A 23,481-nucleotide genomic window follows, 5' to 3' on the forward strand; every position below is an offset into this window, starting at 1 on the left:
AGAATAAATCATGAGTCAGTCTAGCTTTTCATTTATTTACTTCGCTGCATTTATTTTTTGTATTGGCTGTAATATTTCGGAGCAAGAAGTGAAGATGAAGGAAATTGAAAAGGTCAAGGCTTTGATTCAAAGGATGGAAGCTGGAGGGATGGAAATGGCCCTTCAACTGGATACGGTAGCCCATTTTTATGAAGAACTTTTGAGTAAAAAAGTTTCTATTTTAAAAAACGCAAAATCAAATCCCTATCAATACGAGGGGGCGTTTTCGATAAATGAACCTGGAGAAGATTCCGCTTTGAGTTCAATTATTATTTTAAATCCTACTCCTGATCGTAATAAGGCAGAACAAGAAGTAGTATTGACGAATGTCCTGGATAGTGTATTTTCCTCATTTATGAGAAAAAATCCGCTAGCAGTACAGATCTATTCGAATTCTGTGATGCAGGTAAGTAGGGTATATCCTTCTTATGATACCAAAAACATTGTTGATCCGGATATTGATGTAACGAAGTTTAATTTTTATTACGAAGCGGATTTGGAGCATAATCCCGGTAAAGGATTGGTATGGATATCGGATGCCTACGTAGATCCCGCCGGTAAGGGATGGATTTTATCCTTATTGCATCCTGTGTATGATGGCTCAGAGCTTTTTGCAGTATTGGGTGTAGATTATACCGTCAGCGATATCATCGAAAATTATTTGAATTCCGAAGAAGGGGAGTTTGTAATGGTCAATGAGAAAGGTGATATCGTGGCCGGAAAAGCTGATGCAATTGAAAGCCTAAGTCTACCCCCCTTAAAAAATCATGTGTATAGGGAAACTGTCCAGTCAGATAATTTCAGGATTTCAGATTTTAACCTATTCAACAGCAAAAGCAAAGAAGTAAGGGAAATGGCACAGGTATTTCTTCTTCAGAAACGGGGTCGGTTTAAATTTAAGAATGAACCAAGGTTGACACATGCAGTTTGTGTCCCATTCCAAGCTATTGGATGGTATCTTATCGAGGTTTTCCCTAATTACTGATGAAGGTTAGAGATTTCATAGATCGCTCTAATTTCTGGCGGATTACTGTCATCGGCAGTTTGCTGGTGATTCTTGTGATTGCACTGGGGATTAGTTTCTTCAATGCAATCTATCATGCACAAGTTGATTCGCGCAAGGAGTTTTTGATCAGTCAAACCGAGCTAGCTGCAAGGGGCTTGGAGGTGGATTTGAATAGATTCAAGGATGAGTCCAAGCTATTGCTTGGGTTTCTTGAAGCACCTTATTTGGAGGAGTCTGGTCTTCAGGATGAGTTTACAGTTGTAGCAAGGAGGACATTCACAAGTTTTCCAAGGTTGGTCGATTCTATTTGGGTTGATTTGAATGACTCTATTATCATTTTTACCATGACGGAGCGAAATGATTTTTTGGGAAAAAAATCTTCACAGGGTTTTCCTCGAAAAATAAGGAGTTCTCAAATCCTGTTGGAAGGGAAATCCAGTATTCGAATATTATTTTCGATGGATATACCCAAATATAGTGAGGACTTTGTTACTAATTTTTATCTCAATCCGGGTGGAGAAAAGTATCTTTTTTATGAACAAAACCTTATTTCAATCGGGCCTAAGAAAAAAGAAAAATCAGTATTATTAAGTAAAAATGATTTTAATCTGGTCAAAAATGACATTAACCTTGGCTTAAAAGGGTTCTATGAAGTTTCTGAGGACGGTGGAGAAATGGGGTTTTCAGGAATATTGGCACAATATCCATTCTCTTACGCCGGTTCAGAAAAACCAGCTTCTTTGGTATTTTTTATGCCAATGGAAGGTTTGACTTCTGGGTTTTATAGTACTTATCTGGTACTTTTTCTTGGTGTGGTGATACTTTTGATTGGGACAGTCTCCTTTTTTATAATTTCTCTCAAAGGAAATTTCGATTCAATTAAGCTTCAGGATGCCAATATCAATGAGATATCGCGACTGTTTGATCAGCAGAATTTACTTTTGCAGGAGGTTAAAGGATTCGTTTTTTTTCACAATCACAAAGGTGAAATCACCAAGGTATCTGATGAAGTTGAAAACATTCTTGGCCATCCAAAAAAAGATTTTATTGTTGCTTTCAGGTCTGATTCTGTCCACTTACAGGCAAATATGATCAAAGAGGAAGCTAAGAAAGCGCTGAACGAATCAAGAGATTTTGTGGATTTGGAGGATGATTTTACTAAGCCAACTGGCGAAAAAATACGGCTTAGGGTATTTGAAAAATTAATGTTCGATAAGGAGGGAAGATTCTCAGGTGGAATCGGAATCTGCACAGACATTACAGAACAATACCTCGCTAGGCAAGAAACGATACAAAGCGAAAACAGACTCAGAACACTCATCAACAGTATACCCGATACCATATTTATCTATGATAACACGGGAAAAGTTCTTGATTTTCACGTTCAGGACAAGAGAAACCTACAATCATCTGCACAATTCACTTTAGGGAAATCCTTACTGGAATTTGTTCCCCACGGGCAAGCCGAAGAGATCATTCGCGTGTTTAATCTTGCTAAAACGACTAATAGCATTCAGACTAAAGATGTGGTTTGGCATAGTTCAATGGGGGATAAGCATTACGAGATGCGATTTTTTCCATTGGATGAAAATCAGGTAATGTCTATCTCCAAGGATATAACCGGTCAGAAAATTTGGGAAAAAGGATTGGTGGAAGCAATGAATGCAGCAGATCAGGCGAGTCGATTAAAATCGGAATTTTTGGCCAATATGAGCCATGAGATCAGAACTCCAATGAACGGTTTGCTCGGAATCATTGATTTGCTGGAAAGTACCAATCTCAATAAGATCCAAAAACAATATGTGGAGATCATCAAAAACTCAGGCAACTCACTTTTGAATATCATTCGTGATATTTTGGATTACTCAAAAATCGAATCCGGTAAAATTGATATTCAGCCTACGGTCTTTGATCCAGTGGAAGAGCTGAAAAATCAAATCAAGATATTATCAGGTCTTGCAAGTAAAAAGAGGATTAATCTTGTCAGTAATCATGAAAACTCTGAAAATTTGCTTTTCGAGGCCGACAAAGGAAAAATTAATCAAGTACTGCTCAATCTGATCGGGAATGCGATCAAATTTACCCCGGAGGAAGGTTCGGTCGATGTAAAGATGGAACTCAGTCCGATTGATGATAATTTGTACTTTTTATCATTTCAGATCTCAGACTCTGGAATTGGGATTTCTAAGGAGCACCTCGAACATCTTACTGACCCATTTTTTCAAGTTGAAAGCTCAAACACGCGGACCTATCAGGGAACAGGTCTTGGTTTGGCTATTGCGAAGAAAATCATTGAACTGATGGGAGGCGAGCTAAAGATAGTAAGTGAACCCGGCAAAGGCTCTAAATTTAGTTTTTCAGTCGTAGTCAAAAAATCCAATGAAAATAACCTTATCCCTGAAAGCCATCAATTGACTTGGAAAGATATCAAAGATATGGGTGCTGTTTTTCCTCTCCGAATTTTACTTGCTGAGGATAATGACCTCAATCTGCAACTGATGACCCTGATGTTTCAGCAATTGGGTTTTCAATTTGAGGTGGCAAAAAATGGAGCCGAGGTTTTGGAGAAGGTAACTATTCAACAGTTTGATGTAATTCTGATGGATGTTCAAATGCCTGTAATGAACGGACTAGAGGCTACTCGTGAGATTCGAAAAATGGAAGGAACTGATCAAATCATTATCATTGGCTTATCTGCCAACGTCTTTGAAGAAGATCAGAAGAAAGCCTTAGAATCAGGAATGGATGATTATCTGACCAAACCCATAAGACTTGCAGCTTTGGCAGATAAGCTGGAGTATTATTATAGAAAAGTGAAGGAAAAAGTATAGGTAAAATGGCTCTGAACAATCCCAGAGCCATTCTAAATTTTCACAATGCGGTATCGAGATCAAATCCCTCGAGATAATCAGCCACACGTCTCACAAACATTCCTCCAAGTGCCCCATCTACCACTCGGTGGTCATAAGAGTGTGACAGGAACATCTTGTGCCGGATAGCGATCACATCTCCTGTAGGAGTTTCTACTACAGCAGGCTTTTTCACAATGGCGCCTACAGCCATGATGGCGACTTGTGGCTGAGGAATGATCGGCGTACCCATCACATTTCCAAAGGAACCAACATTAGAAACCGTGTAGGTGCCTCCAGCGAGGTCGTCGGCAATTAGTTTATTTGTTCGGGCTCGGTTGGCTAGATCATTTACTTTTTTTGAAATGCCCACCAAGTTCAATTGATCTGCATTTCTTATCACTGGCACGATAAGGTTCCCTGAAGGAAGTGCCACTGCCATTCCCACGTTGATATCTTTCTTTTTGATGATTCGTTCGCCGTCCACTGAAATATTGATCATCGGAAAGTCTCGAATTGCTTTAGCGATTGCCTCGATGAAGAATGGAGTGAAAGTGATCCCTTCACCGTACTTTGCTTTGTAAGCAAGCTTATTTTTCTCTCTCCAAAGCACAATATTCGTCATATCAGCTTCAACGAATGAGGTCACATGTGCCGAGATGCGCTTGGATTCGATCATCCGCTGGGAGATCATCTTTCGCATTCGATCCATCTCTATGATTTCATCCGTTGCCGAGATGCTGACCTGAACTTTGGGTGCTGAAATAGAAGGGATTGATCTATCCAATGGAAAAGGTGCAGGAGATTCTGTTCGCTTTTTTAGATATGCGAGCATGTCTTCCTTTGTGACTCTACCTTCCTTTCCGCTACCGGGGATTTTAGAAAGTTCAGCAAAAGTTATGTTTTCTTCCTTGGCAATGCTTTTAACCAACGGTGAATAAAACCGACCGTCTTCCGAAGGCGTTTCTTTGATGGGTTCGGGCTGTTGGAGTATTGCAGCTGTATTTGAAGGTGCATTAGCTACAAGTTCTTCCTTTACAGATGGGGTTTCCTTTTTCGGTTGGGAAGCTACTCCATTTTCAGAAGCTGTTTCTATCACAGCGATAGGTGCTCCGACGGCGACCACTTCACCTTCTTTTACAAGGATCTTTTTTAAAATGCCTGCATGCGTAGCAGGAACTTCAGTATCCACTTTGTCAGTGGCCACTTCTAGGACTGATTCATCCTGATCAATGGAATCTCCTTCCTTTTTTAGCCAGGTGAGGATGGTTCCTTCTATGATACTTTCGCCCATTTTGGGCATCAGCATTTCTACATTGGCCATAGTGATTGAGGTAATTAAATTGGGTTTAAATTCAAGATTTAAAATTAAATTTTCTTTTACTCCTACCCAAACCTTGATAGTAAAATTTTATTTGTTATTCTGATTGATACAAATTCTTAGCAAATTCAAAACAGCAACGCCGGTTAATTGAATATTCAGAATTCGGTCTTGGGTCAATTGTAGCTTTTTTGATTCGTTAATGCTTTCTCCGGCGCAAGAAATCCAGACTGTTCCTACAGGTTTTTCCTCAGATCCACCCTCTGGGCCAGCGATACCACTGCTGGATAAACCGAAGTCTGAGTTAAAAAGTGTTCTCACACCTTTTGCCATTTCCAGCACTGTTTCTTCACTGACAGCACCATGTTTTCTCAAAGTTTCCGACTTGACGCCAAGGACTTTTTCCTTGAACTGATTTTGGTATGGAATAACTCCCCCTTGGAAATAATGGGAACTTCCGGGAATTGAAGTAATCAAATGTGAAATATAACCTCCCGAACAGCTCTCTGCCAAAGCTACAGTTTTCCCATTTTGCTTCAAAAGCTTTCCAATAGCAGTTTCTAATGATTCCTCATTATAACCATAAACATACTTGCCTATTGTCGGCAAGATGACATCAATCAAATGATCAATCTCCCGTTCCAATTTGGACTTGTCGTCACCAAATCCAGTCAGACGGAGTTTCACGTGTCCAAGTGAAGGTAAATAGGCCAGTCTGATATGTTCAGGAAGTGAATTTTCCCAATCCTTGATCAAGTCTGCCAGCCAACTTTCTCCAATACCAACGGTTTTGATGACTTTGTGGAAAATGATAGGAAGGGTGAAAAGGCTTGGGAGTTTTGGGAGAACAAAGTCCTTCATGAGTTTTTTCATCTCATGAGGCACTCCCGGCATAGACATCCAAAAGGCTCCATTTTGCTCAAACCACATTCCCGGTGCCGTACCGACTTCATTTGGCACATAGGTGCAGCAGGAGGGGAGATGGCCTTGAAGAATATTCAGCGGCGTCATTTCTCGTCCTCTTTTCTTGAAAAAAGAGGTGACAGCCTCGACTGCGGCAGGAACCTCCACGATATCACATCCGAAATATTCGGCTAAAAGCGGCTTGGTCAAATCATCCTGAGTTGGTCCCAGTCCACCGGTAATTAACACGATATCAGCACGTTTTTCTGCTTCTCCAAATGCCGAAAGGATGTCAGTTCTGTTATCACCAACCGTTGTTTTCCTTACAACCTTCACGCCCATCAGATCAAGTTCTTGACTGATCCAATGAGAATTGGTATCTACTATTTGTCCATAGAGCAATTCGTCTCCGATGGCTATAATTTCTGCTTTTACGAGTTGCATTCCCGTGTAAAATTTATTTTTTAGAACTAGAATGTGTAATTGGAAGTGCGCAATAATTGGTTTTTCCTTTCTTCGGTCTTCTGATCCCGATCCGCCTTCCGCGGGCAGGCTGCCAGCCTATTTTTATCTGACTTTAGCTTTTTTGATGACTTTGGAAAAAATACTTGGTAAGAATCGTTTGAGATGAACTGAAAAAGTTTCCTTACCCCCGATATAGACTTCTTCCTTTTTTCGAGTAACAGCTGAGAAAATTTCGGCTGCACAATTCTCCGGACTCATTCCTTTTTCTTGGGCCTCGTCCATTTTTCCAAGTGTACTTCCATCGGCGGTGATGGCATTGATGGAAACATTGGTGCGGATAAAACCGGGACAAATCATGGTAACAGCGATATTATCCTGAAAATGCTCCGCTCTCAACGTATCAAAGAAACCGTGAAGTGCGTGCTTAGAGGCTGCATAAGAGGAGCGATACGGTGATCCGAACTTTCCAACCAGAGAACTCACTATTGCGTATTGCCCGGATTTCTGGGAGATAAAATGAGGTAATATTGCTTTTGTTAATGCTACAGTTCCAAAAAAATTGACCTCCATTAGTTTTCGATCGACTTCTAAACCAGTTTCTTTGATTAAAGATCGTTGGCTGATTCCACCATTGTGAAGTACGATATCCACCTTTCCAAAAAATGAAATGGCTTGGTTTACATTTTCTTTGAAAGTATTGATTTCCACCAAATCCAATGGCAATACCCGAACCTCTGAGGGATTTGAGCATTCAAGCTTCACTCGGTTGAGCTCGCCTTCATTTCTGGCGGAGATAATCACTTGAAAACCTTCTTTTGAAAACTTTTTTGCGGTAGCTTCACCAATTCCGGAAGATGCTCCAGTGATCCAAATAACTGATTTTGGCATGGTTAATTTTTAATTTTCTCGTATGTAACGAAATCAAAGGCAAATTCATTTTTCTCATCGGCAGGAAAGCTTTCCCGCTCCACTTCTTTCCAAATCTTTGGATTGATCTCGGGAAAGAAGGTGTCTCCTTTAGGTTCAGCTTCTACTTCCGTGATTTCCAAACAGTCACACATGTTGATTGTCTCCTCGTAAATCTGCCCTCCTCCGATTATGAAAAGTTGTTCTATGTCTTTTTTGTTGCAAAAAATAAACGCCTCCTCTACAGATTGAAAAGCATAATGACCCTCAGGAACTTGATAATCAGAGTTTCGAGTGATGATTAAATGAGTTCGGTTTGGAAGTGGCTTCCCCAAAGATTCAAAGGTTTTTCTACCCATCAAGATGTAATGTCCGGAAGTCAGAGTTTTGAATCTTTTAAGGTCGGAGGATAGTTTCCAGATAAGCTGATTGTCTTTGCCGATGACGTTGTTTTTTGCTTTGGCTACGATTAATGTGATTTGCATCTGTTTGTAATTGATTTATCGGCCAGAACGAATCTCTCAGAAGCAAGAGTTGAATTTCAACTGACGTTTTTCGTCAAGCTCGATTTGCACAGGACTTCAATGTTTGGCTTGAAGTTACCAGTCTTTAGTATGTAAAAAATGAAAAAGGGCAGAAAAACTGCCCTTTTTAACAATTAATTACCGGCATTTGCCATGGGGTTTGGAAATTCGGCCATATTGAATTTTCGCGGACTGTTGGTTTGGATTTCGATCACTTTCATATCTGTCTTTGATCCATCCTTATCGGTAAAAAGCATTTCCATAAAACTACCTTTTGGAGCATTTGAAAACATGGAGCTATACCGGTCCATCGTCTTATTGGACACCATTGGATTGCTCTGTGGGGAAAAAATGGACAGTCCATCAATGGGTTTTTCGGTGATCCAATAAATACCGCTTCCATCATCAGAAGTGACTTCGTATTCTTCACAATTGTATCCCAAAATAGTCTTCTTATTTCCTGTTTTGGTTATTTTATAATTAGTGTCCTCAGCCTGGTCCTCAAGTTCTTCATCGACCATTCCTTGAATTTTATCATAGTCCAGTTTAATTGCAAAGCTTGACTTTTCGCCTTTATCTTCCATTAGCATGACCATAGCTTGATTTTTGGTGTCCATAATAGAGGTTGTTGAACTCCCAGGTCTTTTGGGGTCTTTAAACTCCATACCCATAAATTCGGAATTATTCGAAAGTAAATATTGCATATTCACCGGATCTTCTTTTTTTCCTTTTTTATCGGTAGTTATTATTTCCATCACCATGTATCCGGTGAAATCGTATTCGGCTTCAGTAGGTGCAGGTTTCATCATTCCACCAAACATCCCATCAATTGCTTCATTGGTTTTCCTTTCTGAGGCCTCACTCGCTCTTTTTGTAGCTGCGTTTTCTACTCCTTGGGCTGCAGCATTCTGGATTTTCTTCAAAAGTTGCGCTTGGGAAGGGGTTGCTAATAAGGTTCCGGCGAAAACCATTAGAATTATAATTGAGTTTTTCATAAAAGTTATGGTTAAAAATTTGATTCAATTTCCTAAAAATGAATTAGATACAAAAGTAAAGTACTAAAAAAAAGGCTTAAAATTTAAGCCCTCGCAGTAATTCATCTGTTTTCATTCGCTTTTTCCCTTCCAGCTGGAGTTCCAAAATCTCCAAGATTCCTGAGCCAGTTTGGAATTTCAGAAAGGTTTTACCGTCCGTTTCCCAGTCGCCTGACTGTTTGCCGAGCAGATCTTCTTCGCTGAAAGCGGTCTTAAAAATCTTGCAGGTTTTATCCTGAAATTCCGTCCAAGCAGCAGGATAGGGAGAAAGTCCTTTTACCAAATTGTGAATGGATTCGGCTGATTTCGTCCAGTCGATTTTGCAGGTTTCTTTGAAAATTTTAGGGGCGTGATGGAGTGCTTGAGATTCATCCTGAATACTCGGATTGACTTCGTCTTTCGAAATTGCTTCTACAGTTTTGACAACCAAATCCGCACCGATGGTCATCAATTTTTCATAAACCGTCCCGAGATCGTCTTCAGGATAGATTGTGATTTTTTCCTGATAAATAATGCTTCCCGTATCGATCTCATGCTTGAGGAAAAATGTTGTAACACCGGTTTCCTTCTCTCCATTGATGATCGCCCAATTGATAGGTGCGGCACCCCGGTAGTTGGGTAGGAGAGAGGCATGGAGATTGAATGTGCCCAAAGGCGGCATATTCCAAACAGCTTCCGGCAGCATTCGAAAGGCGACGACGATTTGAAGATCAGCATTTAGATCCTTTAATTCCTGCTGGAATTCCGGGTTTTTCAGGTTTGTAGGTTGCAGGATGTGGAGTCCAAGCTTTTCAGCGGCTTGCTTTACAGGCGAACCTACGAGTTTCTGTCCTCGGCCTTGTGGTTTGTCCGGCGCGGTGAGGACACCGACCACATTCCAACCTGCTTCCACCAATTTTTCCAGTGCTGGCACGGCAAATTCCGGGGTGCCCATGTAAATTATTCTAAGATCCTTTTCTATCACTTCGTTATTCGACTTTCAGTGTTCGGTGTTCAATATTTGAAATTTGAAATTTGAGATTTGAGTATCCCAAAGGTATTTTAAGGATTTTTGTTTCTTGGGATTTATTGTCCGAATGTTTGGGAATCCTGAGACTAGTTTTGTCGGATTAGAAATCCTATAATACTGCTTCGGAATTGCAAATTCCGAAGAACAGCCCTTGATGCCGGGAAAAGTTTTTCCTAAAGCGATAATGCCCTCGTAGTGGAGCATGTCAGACAAGTGTTTTTTCCGTCAGGAGAAAGTAATTTCAACTGGGTAGTAAGACTAACCACTTGACTTCCATCTTTCTTGAGCTTGGCTTTAAGGTATTTCCAATAGTTTCAGTCTGATTTTGAGGGATTCAAAATCGCGATCAAGACCATTTCTTCGTGGAGTTCCCTTTTCTCCATAGATCTCGTTCTTGATTGTATTCCAAGTTTTGGGGCTCAATGTATTTTCTGTTTTATTAATTAGATTATTTTATACTTATTATAGATGTAAGGATATCTCTAAAACTTAAAAATTCAGATGAATTATTATCTAAAATCTTATCGAGGTTAAAAAAATGACTTGTTGTAGGTGATTCGCTTCTTAAGTTTAAATAGTCTATTTCCACACTTAAAATTGTCATAAACTCAAAATAGCCTCTTTTTTTCGCTTTTTGGTGACTTTTTTCAGCTTCACCTATTCTATTGTGAATATTAGAATAATCCCTTCCCCCTTTTATTTCTATGGATATCAACCCTCTCTTTTGAGAAAGGAGTTTTTCTGTTATTTCTATATCAGGATCTGCAGAAAATGCTATTTCCACCTCCCTACCCGTATCATTAATTAGAGTAATTTTATTTGGTGTAGAATTAATAATGTTTTTGGAAACGATTTCCTTAATCATATAAAATATCTTTTGAGATGCAATTTGACCATACTCATTGTTTCTAGACCCTCTGAATTGAGGTCCCAAAGTTAGAAGTTGAAGATCTGAAATAGTTTCAAAAGTAAATTCATCAATTCCATTGACGATATTTTCCCCACACTTAGCAAGTGTTTCGCATAAGAATTCAAGATTTGATGCAGCCGTTTTGGAGAGTATTCCTTTTTCTTCCATTAATTTGAATCCACCGAATGGGCCTTTACTGAAAAATTCTTTTTGTGAAAACCCATAAAGTAAACGATAATATCCTAGTAAATATGGATTCGTTTTTAGAATGATGGGTGAAGAGAAAAACAATTCTCCTCTTAATCCATGAGCAGCTAATTTGTTCAATGAACTTTTATTGATAAATTTAGACAGCTCACTGTTAATTTCCTCAATATCTAAAACTGAAACTGTTGCAGTAAGAGATTTTTTAAAGTATTGTTCCTTTATTAATTTCAGTCTATAAAAAAAATTAATTTGAAGTTCAGTGCTTAAAATTAATGCTTGGTTTTTCATTAGCTATTCTTTTTTTTGAAATACTTATATATTCGTCTTTTAATTCTATACCATGAAAATTCCTATATAATTTTTCACAAACAACACCCACCGTACCAGATCCAAAAAATGGATCTAATATGAATTCACCTTCTAATGATGAGGCTAAGATCATTGGTTTTACCAATTCTTCAGGGAAAGTAGCAAAATGAGCTCCAGAGAAAGGTTCAGTATTAATTGACCAGACACTTCGTTTATTTCTAGATTTTTTTTGATCAACTGACGGCTCTTTTATACTTTCTTGATTAAAAAAGTATTTTTCTGATTTAGAAAGTAAAAATATATACTCATGAGATTGAGTAGGTCTATCTTTGACAGATTCTGGTTGGCAATTTGGTTTGTGCCAAATTATGTCCGAACGTAAATACCATCCATCGGCTTGAAGAGCAAACGCTAATCTCCATGGAAGTCCAATTAAGTCTTTTGGCTTTAGTCCTTTGGGAGTGGGTGGTCTATAACTCATTGTTCTTGCCGGATTTTTTTTATCTTCTGCTCTCCAAGATCTATTTCCGCTAGTGTAAGAATCTCCAATGTTGATCCAAAGAGTACCATTATCTTTTAATTTCCCCTTAATCTTTCTGAAGACATCAACCAAACTACTTATGTAATCATTGATGTCATTTTCCGCTCCTATTTGACCAAAATATCCATAATCTCTAAGTCCCCAATAGGGTGGACTAGTTATGCAACTCGAGTAAAAATTATTGGGTAATGATTCAATAATTTTCCTCGAATCGCCTAAGATTATTTGGCTTTTTTTTAAGTCGATGTTTAAATCCTGTTCCTCAAATTTTTCTAAAAGCATGTTGTAAATTACGAATTCATAATTAATTGTTAGTATATCAAATACTTTTCCCTTTTCCCCTCAAATTCCTTCAATCCAGCCTTCCAGCTTTCTCGAATCTCTGATTCACTTTTCCCCGCAAGAATCTGCTTTTTAAGCTCATCCGTTCCGACCAAAGTATTAAAGTAATTATTGAAGAATTTCTCCCTCATCCCGGATTTGTAGTAGGCTTCGAGGAGATATTCCAGGGTAAACTGATGATCCATTGATTCTCCTCTTAAGTCTCTCCCATAGCAAAGTTTGTCCTGAAGCGGTGGTGTTTTGGACATGCCATCAATGCTGACAGGTGTGAATTGGAAATCGCCGAATTTGGGATCAGGATATCCATAAACTTGGAAAGGGAAGTAGGTGCCTCGACCCAAGGAAACGACTGTGCCCTCGAAAAGGCAAGTGCTTGGGTAAAGCTTGATAGCTAGATCGGTGGGCAAGTTAGGTGAAGGCTTTACTGGAAGGCTGTATGCCATTTGCCGATTCCAGTTTGTCACAGGAATCACTTCAAGATCCACTGTCAAACCACCTTTCAGCCATTTTTCTCCATTGATCATCTTGGCCAGTTCGCCTACGGTTAAACCATGGACAATCGGGATGTTATGCATTCCGACGAATGATTCGAAGCCCGGCTTGAGCATCGGCCCATCGATATATCCACCATTTGGATTAGGACGATCGAAGATAATGACCTTTTTGCCTTGCTCTGCGCAAGCTTCCATCACATAGTGCATCGTGCTGATGTAGGTGAAAAAGCGTGTTCCTACGTCTTGAAGGTCGAAAATCACCACATCAAGGTCTGCAATTTGCGCCGCTGATGGTTTTTTGTTATTTCCATAAAGTGAAACTATCGGTAAGCCGGTTCTTTGATCAATGCTATTATCGACTTTCTCCCCGGCATCTGCAGTTCCTCGGAATCCATGTTCTGGCACAAAAACTTTTTTCACCTGAACGCCTTTTTCCAAAAGAAAATCAACCACATGTTTGTTTGCTGACTGAGGCATAATGCTGGTTTGATTTCCGACAAAACCGACTCTTTTTCCCTCAAGAAGTGGGAGATAGAGTTCAGACTGTTCCGCACCAGTCAATATAGGCTGTTGTGCTTCTGACAATTTTGGGTGGCAATGGAAAAGAGAAAAAACCAAAAAGTAAATCAGGAATGAATTTTTCGTTTGCTTCATGCTATTTTGCGGGGATTTTGAACAAATTAAATCAAGCCCTTGAACCTTTCCTATTTCATTGCCAAAAGAATCAGCTTCAGACAGGCCGGAGGATTTTCGGGTACTATTCATCGGATTGCTGTCGGAAGTTTAGCCTTGGGACTCGGTGTTTCAATCTTGGCAATCATGGTCTTGGGTGGCTTTCAAAGCACAGTTTCGGACCGTGTTTTCGGATTTACTGGGCACTTTCAGGTTCAGCGCTTTCAAATGAGCAACGCTTTCGAGGAAGCTCCTTTTTCACTTAATTCCGAATTTGCTCAAAAGTCAAAAAACCTGCCATTTCTCACTAGAATTCAATCTTTCGCACATAAAGCAGCTTTGCTCAAAGGTGATGAGGAGGTAGAAGGTGTTTTGGTCAAAGGAGTGGGTCGGGATTTTGACACACTTTCTTTCGCAAAGTATCTGACGGAGGGACGAATGTTGCATTTGCCTGATTCTGGCACGAGCAATGAGGTTTTACTGAGCAAGTTTATTGCGAATAAGTTGCTGCTGAAGGTTGGAGACAAGGTAACGCTCTATTTTGTCCAGGATCCGCCTAGATTCAGAAGGGTAGAAGTGGTGGGGATATTTGAAACTTACTTGGAAAACTTCGATGAGAAAATCGTGATTGGCGAACTGCAGACCATCCGAAATCTGAATGGCTGGACTGCTGATCAGGTAGGTGGCTTGGAGATTTTTGTTGACAATCCGAAAAAGACTGCGACTTACTTTCCTTTGATCGAACAGGAAATGGATCTCAACCTAAAGCTCATCGACAGTCAGGATCGGTTTTTGGAGATTTTTGATTGGCTATCATTGCTCGATACCAATGTGGTTGTATTCATTTCATTAATCGGCTTCGTGGCGATTTTCAACATGGGTGCTATACTTTTTATTCTGATCATGGAGCGAACTCAAATGATTGGGTTGCTTAAAGCATTGGGAGCAAGAAATGCTCAGGTGAGGCGAATTTTCTTTTGGAACGGTATGAAAATTTTGGGCAGGGGATTGCTTCTGGGAAATCTTTTTGGACTTGGAATCGGGTTTTTGCAAGACCAATTCAAATTGGTACCGCTGGATGCAGCTAGTTACTACATGGGTTATGTTCCGATTGAGTGGAATTGGCCAGTATTCATATGGCTTAATGTTGGGATTGCTCTTTTGACGGCTATTGTGCTTTGGATTCCGGTTTTAGTGATTTCCAAAGTTGATCCGATCAAGTCGATCCGATTTGATTGAGTTTGTAGGGAGAAAAAACACTCTTGATTTTCATCCAAATCACTCCTAAGACAGCTTCTTTGAAGATCCCTCTACTCATTTTGGAAGTGCCTTTAGTCCGGTCAGTGAAAATAATTGGCACTTCAATGATCTTGAATCCAAGTTTCCAGGTTGTGAATTTCATTTCGATCTGAAAGGCATAACCTATGAATTTCACTTCGTCCAAGAGAATACCTTCCAACACACTGCGATGATAACATTTGAAACCTGCTGTGGCATCTTTGATTGGAAGTCCGGTGATAAACTTCACATACACGCTAGCAAAGTATGACATCAAGACTCTGCCGATGGGCCAGTTGACCACATTCACTCCTGTGATGTATCGAGAGCCGATTGCAAGGTCGAAATTCCGCTCTTTCACAGCATCATAGAGTCGAATCAAATCTTTCGGGTCGTGAGAAAAATCACAGTCCATTTCAAAAATGAAATCGTAAGACCGCTCCAAGGCCCATTTGAAACCGGTGATGTAGGCAGTCCCTAATCCTAGTTTCCCCTTTCGTTCTATAAGGTGAAGCTGATCAAGATAAGTAGATTGCAGGGTTTTGACGACAGTAGCTGTACCATCGGGTGAACCGTCATCGATGACCAAAAGCTCAAAACTGCCTTCCAATTCCATAACTGCTTGAACCATTTCACTGATGTTCTCCAGTTCGTTGAAAGTTGGAATGATGACGAGTTTTCGGTGGTCCATAGTGCAGTCAATGGGCAAAAGTAAGATTTAGCTGCGATTTTTGAAGAGTGGTCGAGATGAATTTTGCTTAAAAGCTAGTTTTGTTTCAATTGGAAAGCTCGAATGCATTTCTGAATTTTGGAGAATCTAGAAAATAAAAATATGCCTACAATTGAAAATATCAGAAATGGATTGATTGATAAAATTCTTTCTATCCAAAACAAGGACTTTTTGAAGCATTAGACAGAATTATTTCTAGCAACACCAAGAAGATAGAAGTTAAGAGTCTAACTTCTGACCAGAAAATCATGCTGGAAATGAGCGAGGAGGATATCTTAAATGGAAGGCTTATTTCTCAAGAGGCAATCGAAAAAAGGAATCTTGAATGGCTAAACGCAAAGTAGTTTGGACAAAAACAGCCGATCTTCAATTGTCAATCTTAGAAGGTAAACAAAAAGACCTAATTCATAAAAACACTCCAGTAATTGTTCACGAAGTTCTGTACTGCTAAAATTACTTTTATAAAATCCGGATCAAATGACCCCACAAATGCCCCGCCACGTAGCGATCGTTAGTTATTTTTCAATTGGAGCCTATGATACAGAAACTGTCGATGAGGACAAAATCCTTTCAGATGTTTTGACTGAACTTGGCATTTCCCATGAAGTTGTGATTTGGTCTGACCCAGATGTGGAATGGGAGAATTTTTCAACGCTTTTGATCAAATCTGTTTGGGATTATTTCGACTATTATCCTGAGTTTCTGGATTGGATTGAGAAAATGAAAACGCTGAATATCCCTGTCTGGAATAGTTTAGACACGATTTTATGGAACTCTTCCAAAGAGTATTTATTAGAAATTGAGGAAAAAGGCTTCCCCGTGATTTCAGGTTTGATTCTGGAAGCGGAATCAAAACCCGATTTGAATTTGATCCGGGAAAAAATAAAATCAGATACCATTGTCGTCAAACCTTTGGTAAGTGGTGGAGCGAAAAACACCCTGAAAATCCAGCTTTCCGAGTGGGACAATTATTCCCAAAAACTTGAAGACTTGCTTCAAGAGGAAGATTTTCTTGTACAGCCTTACGTTTCAGAAGTGGCTGAGGTGGGAGAATATTCGCTCCTCTTTTTCAATGGAAAATTTTCGCATGCAGTACTCAAAACTCCTGCAAAGTCAGATTTTCGGGTACAGCATTATTTTGGTGGAACGATCCAAGTGATTGATCCCAAACCCGAAATGCTGGAATCTTGCCAGAAACTGATGAATACTTTTGCGCCAAACACGCTTTATGGAAGAGTGGACGGAGTAGAAATCGAAGGAGTATTCCATCTGATGGAATTGGAACTGATCGAACCGTACTTGTTTCTGGCACTTACCGAAGATGCCATTCCGAATTATAAGGAGGCATTGAAAGAGCGGCTTTTGGGCTTTGGAGCTCTACCTGAATAAGAAATACATATGATTTACAAAAAAGGAATGTCGGTTTAAACTCCAATCCTAAACTGCCTTATGCACTTTTTTTAACCGCAAGGAGTTCGCAAAGTCACGCAAAGATTTTTCACCACAAAGAGGGAAATGAGTAATTGGTTTTGAGGACTTAAAAGTGCCAACGGCACGTCCCGTAATAGCCCAGTATGGAATGCTGGGTTAAATGGGAATGGTCAAGGTTAGAGTGCTGAAGGCACGATCTGTTTTTTTACCACTGAGACGCAGAGGCAGCGGAGTTTTTTGCCTATAGAGAAAAAGCTAAAGCTTTTTTAAGAACAAAATTCCTCCATTCTGCTACTTGCGTAATCACTTCCTCTCTTAGCAGCTTCTCGAATCAGACCGCAACCTTCAGGATTACCCATCTTGGCAAGACAGATTCCCTTTTTTCCAAGTGCCTCGTAATGATCCGGATTGTTTTTCAATACAAAATCGAAATCTTCCAAAGCCCAATTGAGATAGCCAATCTTTAGCATTGCAAAACCACGATTATAGCGAGCTACAATGTTGTTTGGCTCTTTTTTGAGATAAGTATTGAAGGAGGCCGCAGCACCGTAAATATCACCACGGCTTGCACGGGCCATGCCTGTGTAGTAATAAATTGGTGCAAAATCCGGGTTCATCTTTTCGGCTTGCTTGAGGAAAAGTTCAGCCTTTTCCCATTTTTCCAGCATCAATTCACAGCGCCCTGCCAAGTACAGGATTTCAAAATCTTCCGGGTCAATATTGGAAGCTTTTAAAATGTATAATTCAGCTTTGGTGTATTGTTCTTTTTCAAATAGGATCTTGCCTATGCCTGCATGTGCTTGTGAATAATTGTTGTCAATAGACAGGATTCGTTTATAATCTACTATAGCCTCATCATGTCGCTTCAATTCTTCATAGGATCTAGCTCTCATGTGCAATGATTTAATATCAGTAACATGAAAAAATAGCCTTTGATTGATCCCGGAAATCGCCTTTTCATAGTTCCCTGAATTATACAATACCTCAATTTCTGCTGGATCAGAACAGGAAAATAATAAAAGTAAAGATGAAAATATCGTAAATATATGATTGAGTCGTTTCATAACGAAATAAACAAATATATTTAGAAAAAGTAAAATGCCACTTGAAAAAAAATATGTGTCTTTAACTTCTTTTAAAGCAAAAAAGCTGTTCTAAAACAGCCTCTTTGTATTCTAAATCCAGTCGAGATGATTTTTTGTCAAGTTGCTTTCCGCATCCCCGGTATTCAAAGTAGAAGCGGGTTCAAATAACATTAACCAAACTTCCTCCTTTGCCACCGGTCGATGCTCAATTCCTTTTGGAACAATCAGGAATTCATTTTCTTCGATGAGTATCGTCTTATCCCGCAATTCCATTTTAAGGCTGCCTTTGACCACAAAGAAAAGCTCGTCTTCCTCATCATGTTTGTGCCAGACAAATTCACCTTGAAGCTTTGTTAGTTTAACCTGCTGCCCATTGAGTTCTCCCGCGATCTTTGGCGACCAATGCTCGCTGAAAAGCCCGAATTTCTGATTTAGATTGACTTTTTCCATATCTTGATTCATCAAAGATTTGTTTAATAACAGGAGAGATGATAAGAATTTCTTTAGAAATATTAACTTTTTAAAATCCCCCTAACCCACTTAAAAAGGGGGAGTTGCCTTAATTTCTTGTCAATAGTTTTATTATAACTTCCTTCGATGAATTTGATTTAAACTAAAATTTCTCAAAGAACTCCTTTGGTACTAGGTAACTGATTGATATTTCTTGGGTCACGCATCACTGCCATTTTGATGGCTCGGGCAAGTCCTTTGAAAGTCGCTTCGATTTTATGGTGCTCATTTTCGCCTTCAACTTTGATGTTCAGATTGCATTTTGCAGTATCTGAGAAGGATTTGAAGAAGTGATAGAACATCTCTGTAGGCATGTCACCGACTTTTTCGCGCTTGAAGTCAGCTTCCCAAACCAACCATGGACGGCCACCGAAATCAATCGCAACCTGCGCCAGCGCATCGTCCATCGCAAGCAAGAAGCCATAGCGATAGATTCCTTTCTTGTCTCCGAGTGCTTTAAGGTAGGCTTCGCCTAAAGCCAAAGCCGTATCCTCGATCGTGTGATGTTCATCAATATGCAAGTCTCCGTTGACTTTAATTTCCAAATCAGTGCTTCCGTGCTTTCCCAATTGCTCCAGCATGTGGTCAAAGAAATGCAGTCCGGTGGAAATCTTGCATTGACCACTTCCATCCAAATTTAATTTGATGTAGATGTCAGTCTCTGAAGTTTTCCGGTTCACTTCAGCCGAGCGGGGAGGCATCTTGAGGAAATTGTAAATCTCGTCCCAATCTTTGGTAGAAAGTGCTGCCTCGGAATTTGGATCACCAATGAAAATAGCCTTAGAGCCCAGATTTTTCGCTAGTTCCACATCTGTTTTACGATCGCCAATCACATAGGAATTTGCTAAGTCATATTCGTCAGTGAAATATTGAGTCAATAGTCCAGTCCGTGGTTTCCGAGTTGGGGCATTTTCATGTTCGAAGGACTTGTCAACATGTATTGCTTTAAAGAAGATATTTTCCTGCTCCAGTGTTTTGAGCATTTTGTATTGGGCTGGCCAAAAGTCTTTTTCCGGGAAAGAATCAGTTCCCAAACCATCCTGATTGGTCACCATAACCAATTCAAAGTCCAATTCTTCAGCAATTTTGCGAAGGTTAGATATGGCTTTTGGAAGGAATTCAAGTTTTTCCAAACTATCAACCTGAAAATCTGTTGGCGGTTCTTTGATGATCGTGCCGTCACGATCTATGAAGAGTAACTTTTTCATTTACGATTTAAGAATTACGATTTACGAGCTGAAATTGAGAGTTTTGCCTTATTCGCTCAATCTTAACTTATTCTTAGTTATGCTGCTTCTCCAGAAGCTGCACTGAGTTTTCTAACAATATCCTGCTTCTGGAGAAGCAGGATAACGGAAGAGTAATTTTTTCATTTACGATTTACGATTTTAGCCTTACGAGCTGAAAGGGAAAGTTTTACCTTATTCGCTCAATATTAACTTATTCTTAATTGTACTGCTTCTCCAGAACCTGCACTGAGTTTTCTAACAATATCCTGCTTCTGGAGAAGCAGGATAACGGAATTTTTTAAATATCGAATATCGAATGCTGAATTTCGAATAAAGAAGTAAATCCAATTTTTGAATCTTCCAATTTTTCAATCCAAACAAACCTTCCTCAACGCCCCCAAAAGCGCCTCATTTTCTGCCCGAGTTCCGACGGTAATCCTTAAGCAATCCTCACAAAGCAGAACCTTAGCACGATTCCTTACAATTACTTTCTCTGCTATCAGATCATTGTAGACTTGGGTTGCATTTGGGATTCGGACCAGAAGGAAATTGGCGTGTGATGGATGAATCTTCTGTACAAATGGGAGTTTTGCCAATTCGCTTTGGAGAAAATCCCGCTCCTCCAGGATCTCTTTGATCATCTGATCGACTTTCCCTTTATTCTGAATTGCTGCCAAAACCGTGTCCTGAGTCAGGCCGGAAATATTGTAAGGTGGCTTAATACGATTCAAAATCCGTATAATTTCCTCGCTTGCAAAGGCCATCCCAAGTCGAAGAGAAGCCAATCCCCAAGCCTTGGAGAAGGTCTGCATCACGAGCAGATTCGGGAAGTTTATCAATTCTGTAGTGAAGCTTGGTTCATCACTGAAGTCAATGTAAGCTTCATCCACGACCACCAATCCTTTGAAATTATTGAGCAAAAAGAGAATATCTTCCCGCTTTGCTTTATTGGCTGATGGATTATTTGGAGAGCAGATAAACAAGATTTTTGAGTGCTCGTCGGCAGCTGCTAAGGTCTTTTCCGGCTGGAGTTGGAAGTCTTCGGAAAGCGAGACTTTTCTGATTTCCACGTCATTAATTCCCGCGCTGACCTCGTACATGCCGTAGGTTGGAGGAAGAAGAATGACATGGTCTTTGCCAGGGTTGCAGAATGCACGGAAAAGCAAATCAATGGCTTCATCCGAACCGTTTCCCAAGAAAATCTGAGTTGGGCTTACTTGCTTTATTTTCGAGATTTTCTCCTTCAGATCACTTTGATAAGGATCCGGATATCGGTTGAAATCCTGATCCGTGATTGATCCAAATGGGTTTTCATTGGCATCCAAGAAGATTCCAATTTTGCCGGTATATTCGTCTCGAGCTGAAGTGTAGGGCTGTAGTTTTGCAATATGTGGTCGCAAAAGTGAGTTTAGATCAAAGCTCATTTCTTCTTCTCTTTCAGGTAGTTGAGTCGAATGGTCACTGCATTTTTGTGGGCTTCGAGAAGTTCATTGGCTGCCATCACTTCCACTACTGGCCCGAGTTTTATCAGTCCTTCTGCAGTGATTTTTTGATAGGTGATTTTCTTCACAAAGCTGTCCAAAGACACGCCACTGTAATTACGGGCATAGCCATAAGTTGGAAGCGTGTGATTGGTGCCTGAGGCATAATCACCGGCTGATTCAGGAGTGAAATTTCCTATGAATACTGAACCTGCATTATAAATCGCAGCAGCAGCTTCCTCTTCATTTTCCACTGCAATGATCAAATGCTCCGGCGCATAGTCATTGATCAATGCCAATGCCTCTTCCTGATCTTCCATCACGACAGCAGTTGAATTTTCTAGCGCCTTGTAGGCGATATCTTTTCTAGGCAATTTTTCCACCTGATCGTTGATTTCCTTTAGTACTTTTTTGGCAAATTTCTCCGAAGGAGTCACCAAAACAACTTGTGAATCAATGCCATGCTCTGCCTGAGAGAGTAAATCGGAAGCTACAAATGCCGGAACTGCGGTTTCATCGGCATAAACCAAAACCTCAGACGGACCTGCAGGCATGTCGATCGCAACACCGTATTTGGTAGCCAATTGTTTGGCGGCAGTTACGTATTGATTTCCCGGACCAAAGATTTTGTCCACTTTGGGAACACTTTCTGTCCCGAAAGTAAGAGCAGCAACTGCTTGGGCGCCTCCAACTTTGACGATTTTATTGATACCAATAAGTGATGCTGTGTAAAGAATCGCCGGATGGATTTTCCCTTCCCGATTTGGAGGCGAGCAAATTACAATTTCAGGGCAACCTGCCAGCTTTGCCGGAATGCCCAGCATCAAGACCGTACTGAAAAGTGGAGCTGTGCCACCGGGTATGTATAAACCTACCCGCTGGATAGGTACACTTTTTCTTCTACAAATCACGCCAGGCATCACTTCCTCTATAAGTTCAGGCTGCACCTGAGCAGCATGGAATCGCTCAATATTTACCTTGGCAACTTGGATCGCATCTTTCAATTCCTTACTGACAAGTCCTGCTGAGGCTTGGATTTCTGCCTCAGAAACCAACAGGTTTTCCAAATGAACATGATCATATTCCTGCGCAAATTTCTTCAACGCTTTGTCGCCACTGCGCTCTACTTTTTTCAAAATAGGCTTGACGATCTTATTGATTTCCTTGGTTTTTTGCACAGGGCGTGCTAGTTCTTTTTTCCACTTTTCAGGAGAAGGATTGACCAGGAGTTGCATAATTATTGAATTGAATAGCTTAAAATTTCTTTAGATAACCATTTTCTCGATTGGGACGACTAGGATTCCCTCTGCACCTGCAGCCCGGAGTTCCTCAATATTTTCCCAAAATTGATCTTCACTCAGTACAGAATGCACTGAAGACCAACCCGCCTGTGCCAAAGGTAAAATCGTCGGGCTTCTCATTCCCGGAATCAAGCTGATAATTTTTGCCAGGGATTCATTTGGCGCATTGAGCAATACGTATTTGCTGCTTTTGCCTTTTTGGACAGCGTTGATTCTGAACAGAAGTTTGTCGAGAATGACTTTCTTCCAATCAGCTAAATTCTTGTTCCCGATTAGTACAGCTTCTGATTTGAATACTTCCTCGACTTCTTTGAGGCCATTCATCATTAGGGTGGAACCTGAACTCACAATGTCAAATATCCCTTCAGCCAATCCGATACTTGGAGCAATCTCCACTGAACCACTGATTTCGTGGATTTCGGCATTGATTCCTTTTAATTTGAGAAAGTCTCCAAGGATTTTTGGGTAGGAGGTTGCGATGTTTTTTCCTTGAAAATAAGAGAGACCTTCAAAGTCTTCACCTTTTGGGATGGCGAGCGAAAGTCTGCATTTGGAGAAACCAAGTGTCTTTAATGTAAGAACATCTTTGCCTTTTTCCTCAACCTCATTTTGTCCTACGATTCCTAAATCAGCAACTCCGTCGGCTACATAGCCCGGAATATCATCATCACGTAGAAATAGGAATTCAACCGGAAAATTGGTGGAAGTGGACTTCAATTTGCCCGTTCCATTGTAAAATTTGATGCCACACTCCTTGATTAGGCTAAGTGAGTCATCGGAAAGTCTGCCGCTTTTTTGGACAGCAATGCGGATTATTTGTTCCATGGGGACAAGTTACGCTAGGAAAGTTTTGGTTTAAATTAAATTTTGGTGAATGGCCGAATCCCTGTCATCAGCATCACCGG

20 protein-coding genes are annotated in these 23,481 nt (G+C 40.2%); 4 read left to right on the plus strand and 16 right to left on the minus strand.

The genetic code is table 11. The features are described 5' to 3' along the window. Positions 1–10: 10 nt before the first annotated feature. Together ACK4HU_RS10145 and ACK4HU_RS10150 are read left to right on the plus strand one after the other, a co-directional pair. Positions 11–1,024, plus strand: a complete 1,014-nt coding sequence (locus ACK4HU_RS10145) for a PDC sensor domain-containing protein (RefSeq protein WP_409806367.1) — start codon at positions 11–13, stop codon at positions 1,022–1,024. Beyond that, the gene (locus ACK4HU_RS10150) at positions 1,024–3,876 is read left to right on the plus strand and encodes an ATP-binding protein (RefSeq protein ID WP_409806370.1); all 2,853 of its coding nucleotides are present in this window, start codon (positions 1,024–1,026) and stop codon (positions 3,874–3,876) included. Before ACK4HU_RS10145 ends, ACK4HU_RS10150 begins: the two co-directional genes overlap by 1 nt. 40 nt (positions 3,877–3,916) lie before the next feature. Here ACK4HU_RS10150 and ACK4HU_RS10155 read toward each other — a convergent pair whose 3' ends face one another. The 9 genes from ACK4HU_RS10155 to ACK4HU_RS10195 form a co-directional block, all read right to left on the minus strand. Beyond that, complete coding sequence (locus ACK4HU_RS10155) at positions 3,917–5,218, minus strand: dihydrolipoamide acetyltransferase family protein (protein WP_409806373.1); 1,302 nt, start codon at positions 5,216–5,218, stop codon at positions 3,917–3,919. An 87-nt stretch (positions 5,219–5,305) separates the two neighbouring features. After that, entirely contained in the window at positions 5,306–6,562 is a 1,257-nt protein-coding gene (locus ACK4HU_RS10160) for a competence/damage-inducible protein A (RefSeq protein ID WP_409806375.1), read from the minus strand. Between the two features lie 123 nt (positions 6,563–6,685). Next, positions 6,686–7,471, minus strand: coding sequence for an SDR family oxidoreductase (locus ACK4HU_RS10165; RefSeq protein ID WP_409806378.1), 786 nt, complete (start codon positions 7,469–7,471; stop codon positions 6,686–6,688). A gap of 2 nt (positions 7,472–7,473) precedes the next feature. Then, positions 7,474–7,974, minus strand: coding sequence for a dihydrofolate reductase (locus tag ACK4HU_RS10170; RefSeq protein WP_409806381.1), 501 nt, complete (start codon positions 7,972–7,974; stop codon positions 7,474–7,476). 173 nt (positions 7,975–8,147) lie between these two features. Beyond that, positions 8,148–9,008: a DUF4412 domain-containing protein gene (locus ACK4HU_RS10175; RefSeq protein ID WP_409806384.1), complete on the minus strand. Its 861-nt coding sequence runs from the start codon at positions 9,006–9,008 to the stop codon at positions 8,148–8,150. Positions 9,009–9,084: 76 nt separating this feature from the next. Further along, positions 9,085–10,008, minus strand: a complete 924-nt coding sequence (gene fmt / locus ACK4HU_RS10180) for a methionyl-tRNA formyltransferase (protein WP_409806527.1) — start codon at positions 10,006–10,008, stop codon at positions 9,085–9,087. Positions 10,009–10,504: 496 nt separating this feature from the next. Next, positions 10,505–11,461 carry an XcyI family restriction endonuclease gene (locus ACK4HU_RS10185; RefSeq protein ID WP_409806386.1) on the minus strand — a complete coding sequence of 319 codons (957 nt, stop codon included), beginning with the start codon at positions 11,459–11,461 and terminating at the stop codon, positions 10,505–10,507. Continuing rightward, a complete protein-coding gene (locus ACK4HU_RS10190; protein WP_409806389.1) occupies positions 11,430–12,305 on the minus strand; it encodes a DNA-methyltransferase in 876 nt (291 codons plus the stop codon). Before ACK4HU_RS10190 ends, ACK4HU_RS10185 begins: the two co-directional genes overlap by 32 nt. Before the next feature lie 29 nt (positions 12,306–12,334). Continuing rightward, a complete protein-coding gene (locus ACK4HU_RS10195) occupies positions 12,335–13,513 on the minus strand; it encodes an exo-beta-N-acetylmuramidase NamZ domain-containing protein (RefSeq protein ID WP_409806392.1) in 1,179 nt (392 codons plus the stop codon). A gap of 39 nt (positions 13,514–13,552) precedes the next feature. On the opposite strand from ACK4HU_RS10195, the gene ACK4HU_RS10200 reads away from it, so the two are divergent. Then, positions 13,553–14,770 (plus strand): ABC transporter permease, encoded by a 1,218-nt coding sequence (locus ACK4HU_RS10200; RefSeq protein ID WP_409806394.1) that lies wholly within the window; start codon positions 13,553–13,555, stop codon positions 14,768–14,770. On the opposite strand, the gene ACK4HU_RS10205 is transcribed toward ACK4HU_RS10200, so the two are convergent. Next, positions 14,748–15,500 carry a polyprenol monophosphomannose synthase gene (locus tag ACK4HU_RS10205; RefSeq protein ID WP_409806396.1) on the minus strand — a complete coding sequence of 251 codons (753 nt, stop codon included), beginning with the start codon at positions 15,498–15,500 and terminating at the stop codon, positions 14,748–14,750. The genes ACK4HU_RS10200 and ACK4HU_RS10205 overlap by 23 nt on opposite strands. A gap of 516 nt (positions 15,501–16,016) precedes the next feature. Here ACK4HU_RS10205 and ACK4HU_RS10210 point away from each other — a divergent pair. After that, complete coding sequence (locus ACK4HU_RS10210) at positions 16,017–16,928, plus strand: RimK family alpha-L-glutamate ligase (RefSeq protein WP_409806399.1); 912 nt, start codon at positions 16,017–16,019, stop codon at positions 16,926–16,928. A 308-nt stretch (positions 16,929–17,236) separates the two neighbouring features. On the opposite strand, the gene ACK4HU_RS10215 is transcribed toward ACK4HU_RS10210, so the two are convergent. From ACK4HU_RS10215 to hisG, 6 genes are all read right to left on the minus strand, one after another. Continuing rightward, positions 17,237–17,863 carry a tetratricopeptide repeat protein gene (locus ACK4HU_RS10215; protein ID WP_409806402.1) on the minus strand — a complete coding sequence of 209 codons (627 nt, stop codon included), beginning with the start codon at positions 17,861–17,863 and terminating at the stop codon, positions 17,237–17,239. A gap of 282 nt (positions 17,864–18,145) precedes the next feature. After that, a complete protein-coding gene (locus ACK4HU_RS10220; RefSeq protein WP_409806405.1) occupies positions 18,146–18,517 on the minus strand; it encodes a cupin domain-containing protein in 372 nt (123 codons plus the stop codon). A 161-nt stretch (positions 18,518–18,678) separates the two neighbouring features. Further along, positions 18,679–19,773 (minus strand): bifunctional histidinol-phosphatase/imidazoleglycerol-phosphate dehydratase HisB, encoded by a 1,095-nt coding sequence (gene hisB, locus ACK4HU_RS10225; RefSeq protein WP_409806408.1) that lies wholly within the window; start codon positions 19,771–19,773, stop codon positions 18,679–18,681. A 389-nt stretch (positions 19,774–20,162) separates the two neighbouring features. Next, the gene (hisC, locus tag ACK4HU_RS10230) at positions 20,163–21,218 is read right to left on the minus strand and encodes a histidinol-phosphate transaminase (protein WP_409806411.1); all 1,056 of its coding nucleotides are present in this window, start codon (positions 21,216–21,218) and stop codon (positions 20,163–20,165) included. Next, on the minus strand, positions 21,215–22,510 hold the full coding sequence (gene hisD / locus ACK4HU_RS10235) for a histidinol dehydrogenase (RefSeq protein ID WP_409806414.1): 1,296 nt from the start codon (positions 22,508–22,510) through the stop codon (positions 21,215–21,217). Before hisD ends, hisC begins: the two co-directional genes overlap by 4 nt. Before the next feature lie 30 nt (positions 22,511–22,540). Further along, a complete protein-coding gene (hisG, locus tag ACK4HU_RS10240; RefSeq protein WP_409806417.1) occupies positions 22,541–23,401 on the minus strand; it encodes an ATP phosphoribosyltransferase in 861 nt (286 codons plus the stop codon). Positions 23,402–23,481 lie beyond the last annotated feature (80 nt).

Source organism: Algoriphagus sp., assembly GCF_046296635.1.
GTDB lineage: Bacteria > Bacteroidota > Bacteroidia > Cytophagales > Cyclobacteriaceae > Algoriphagus.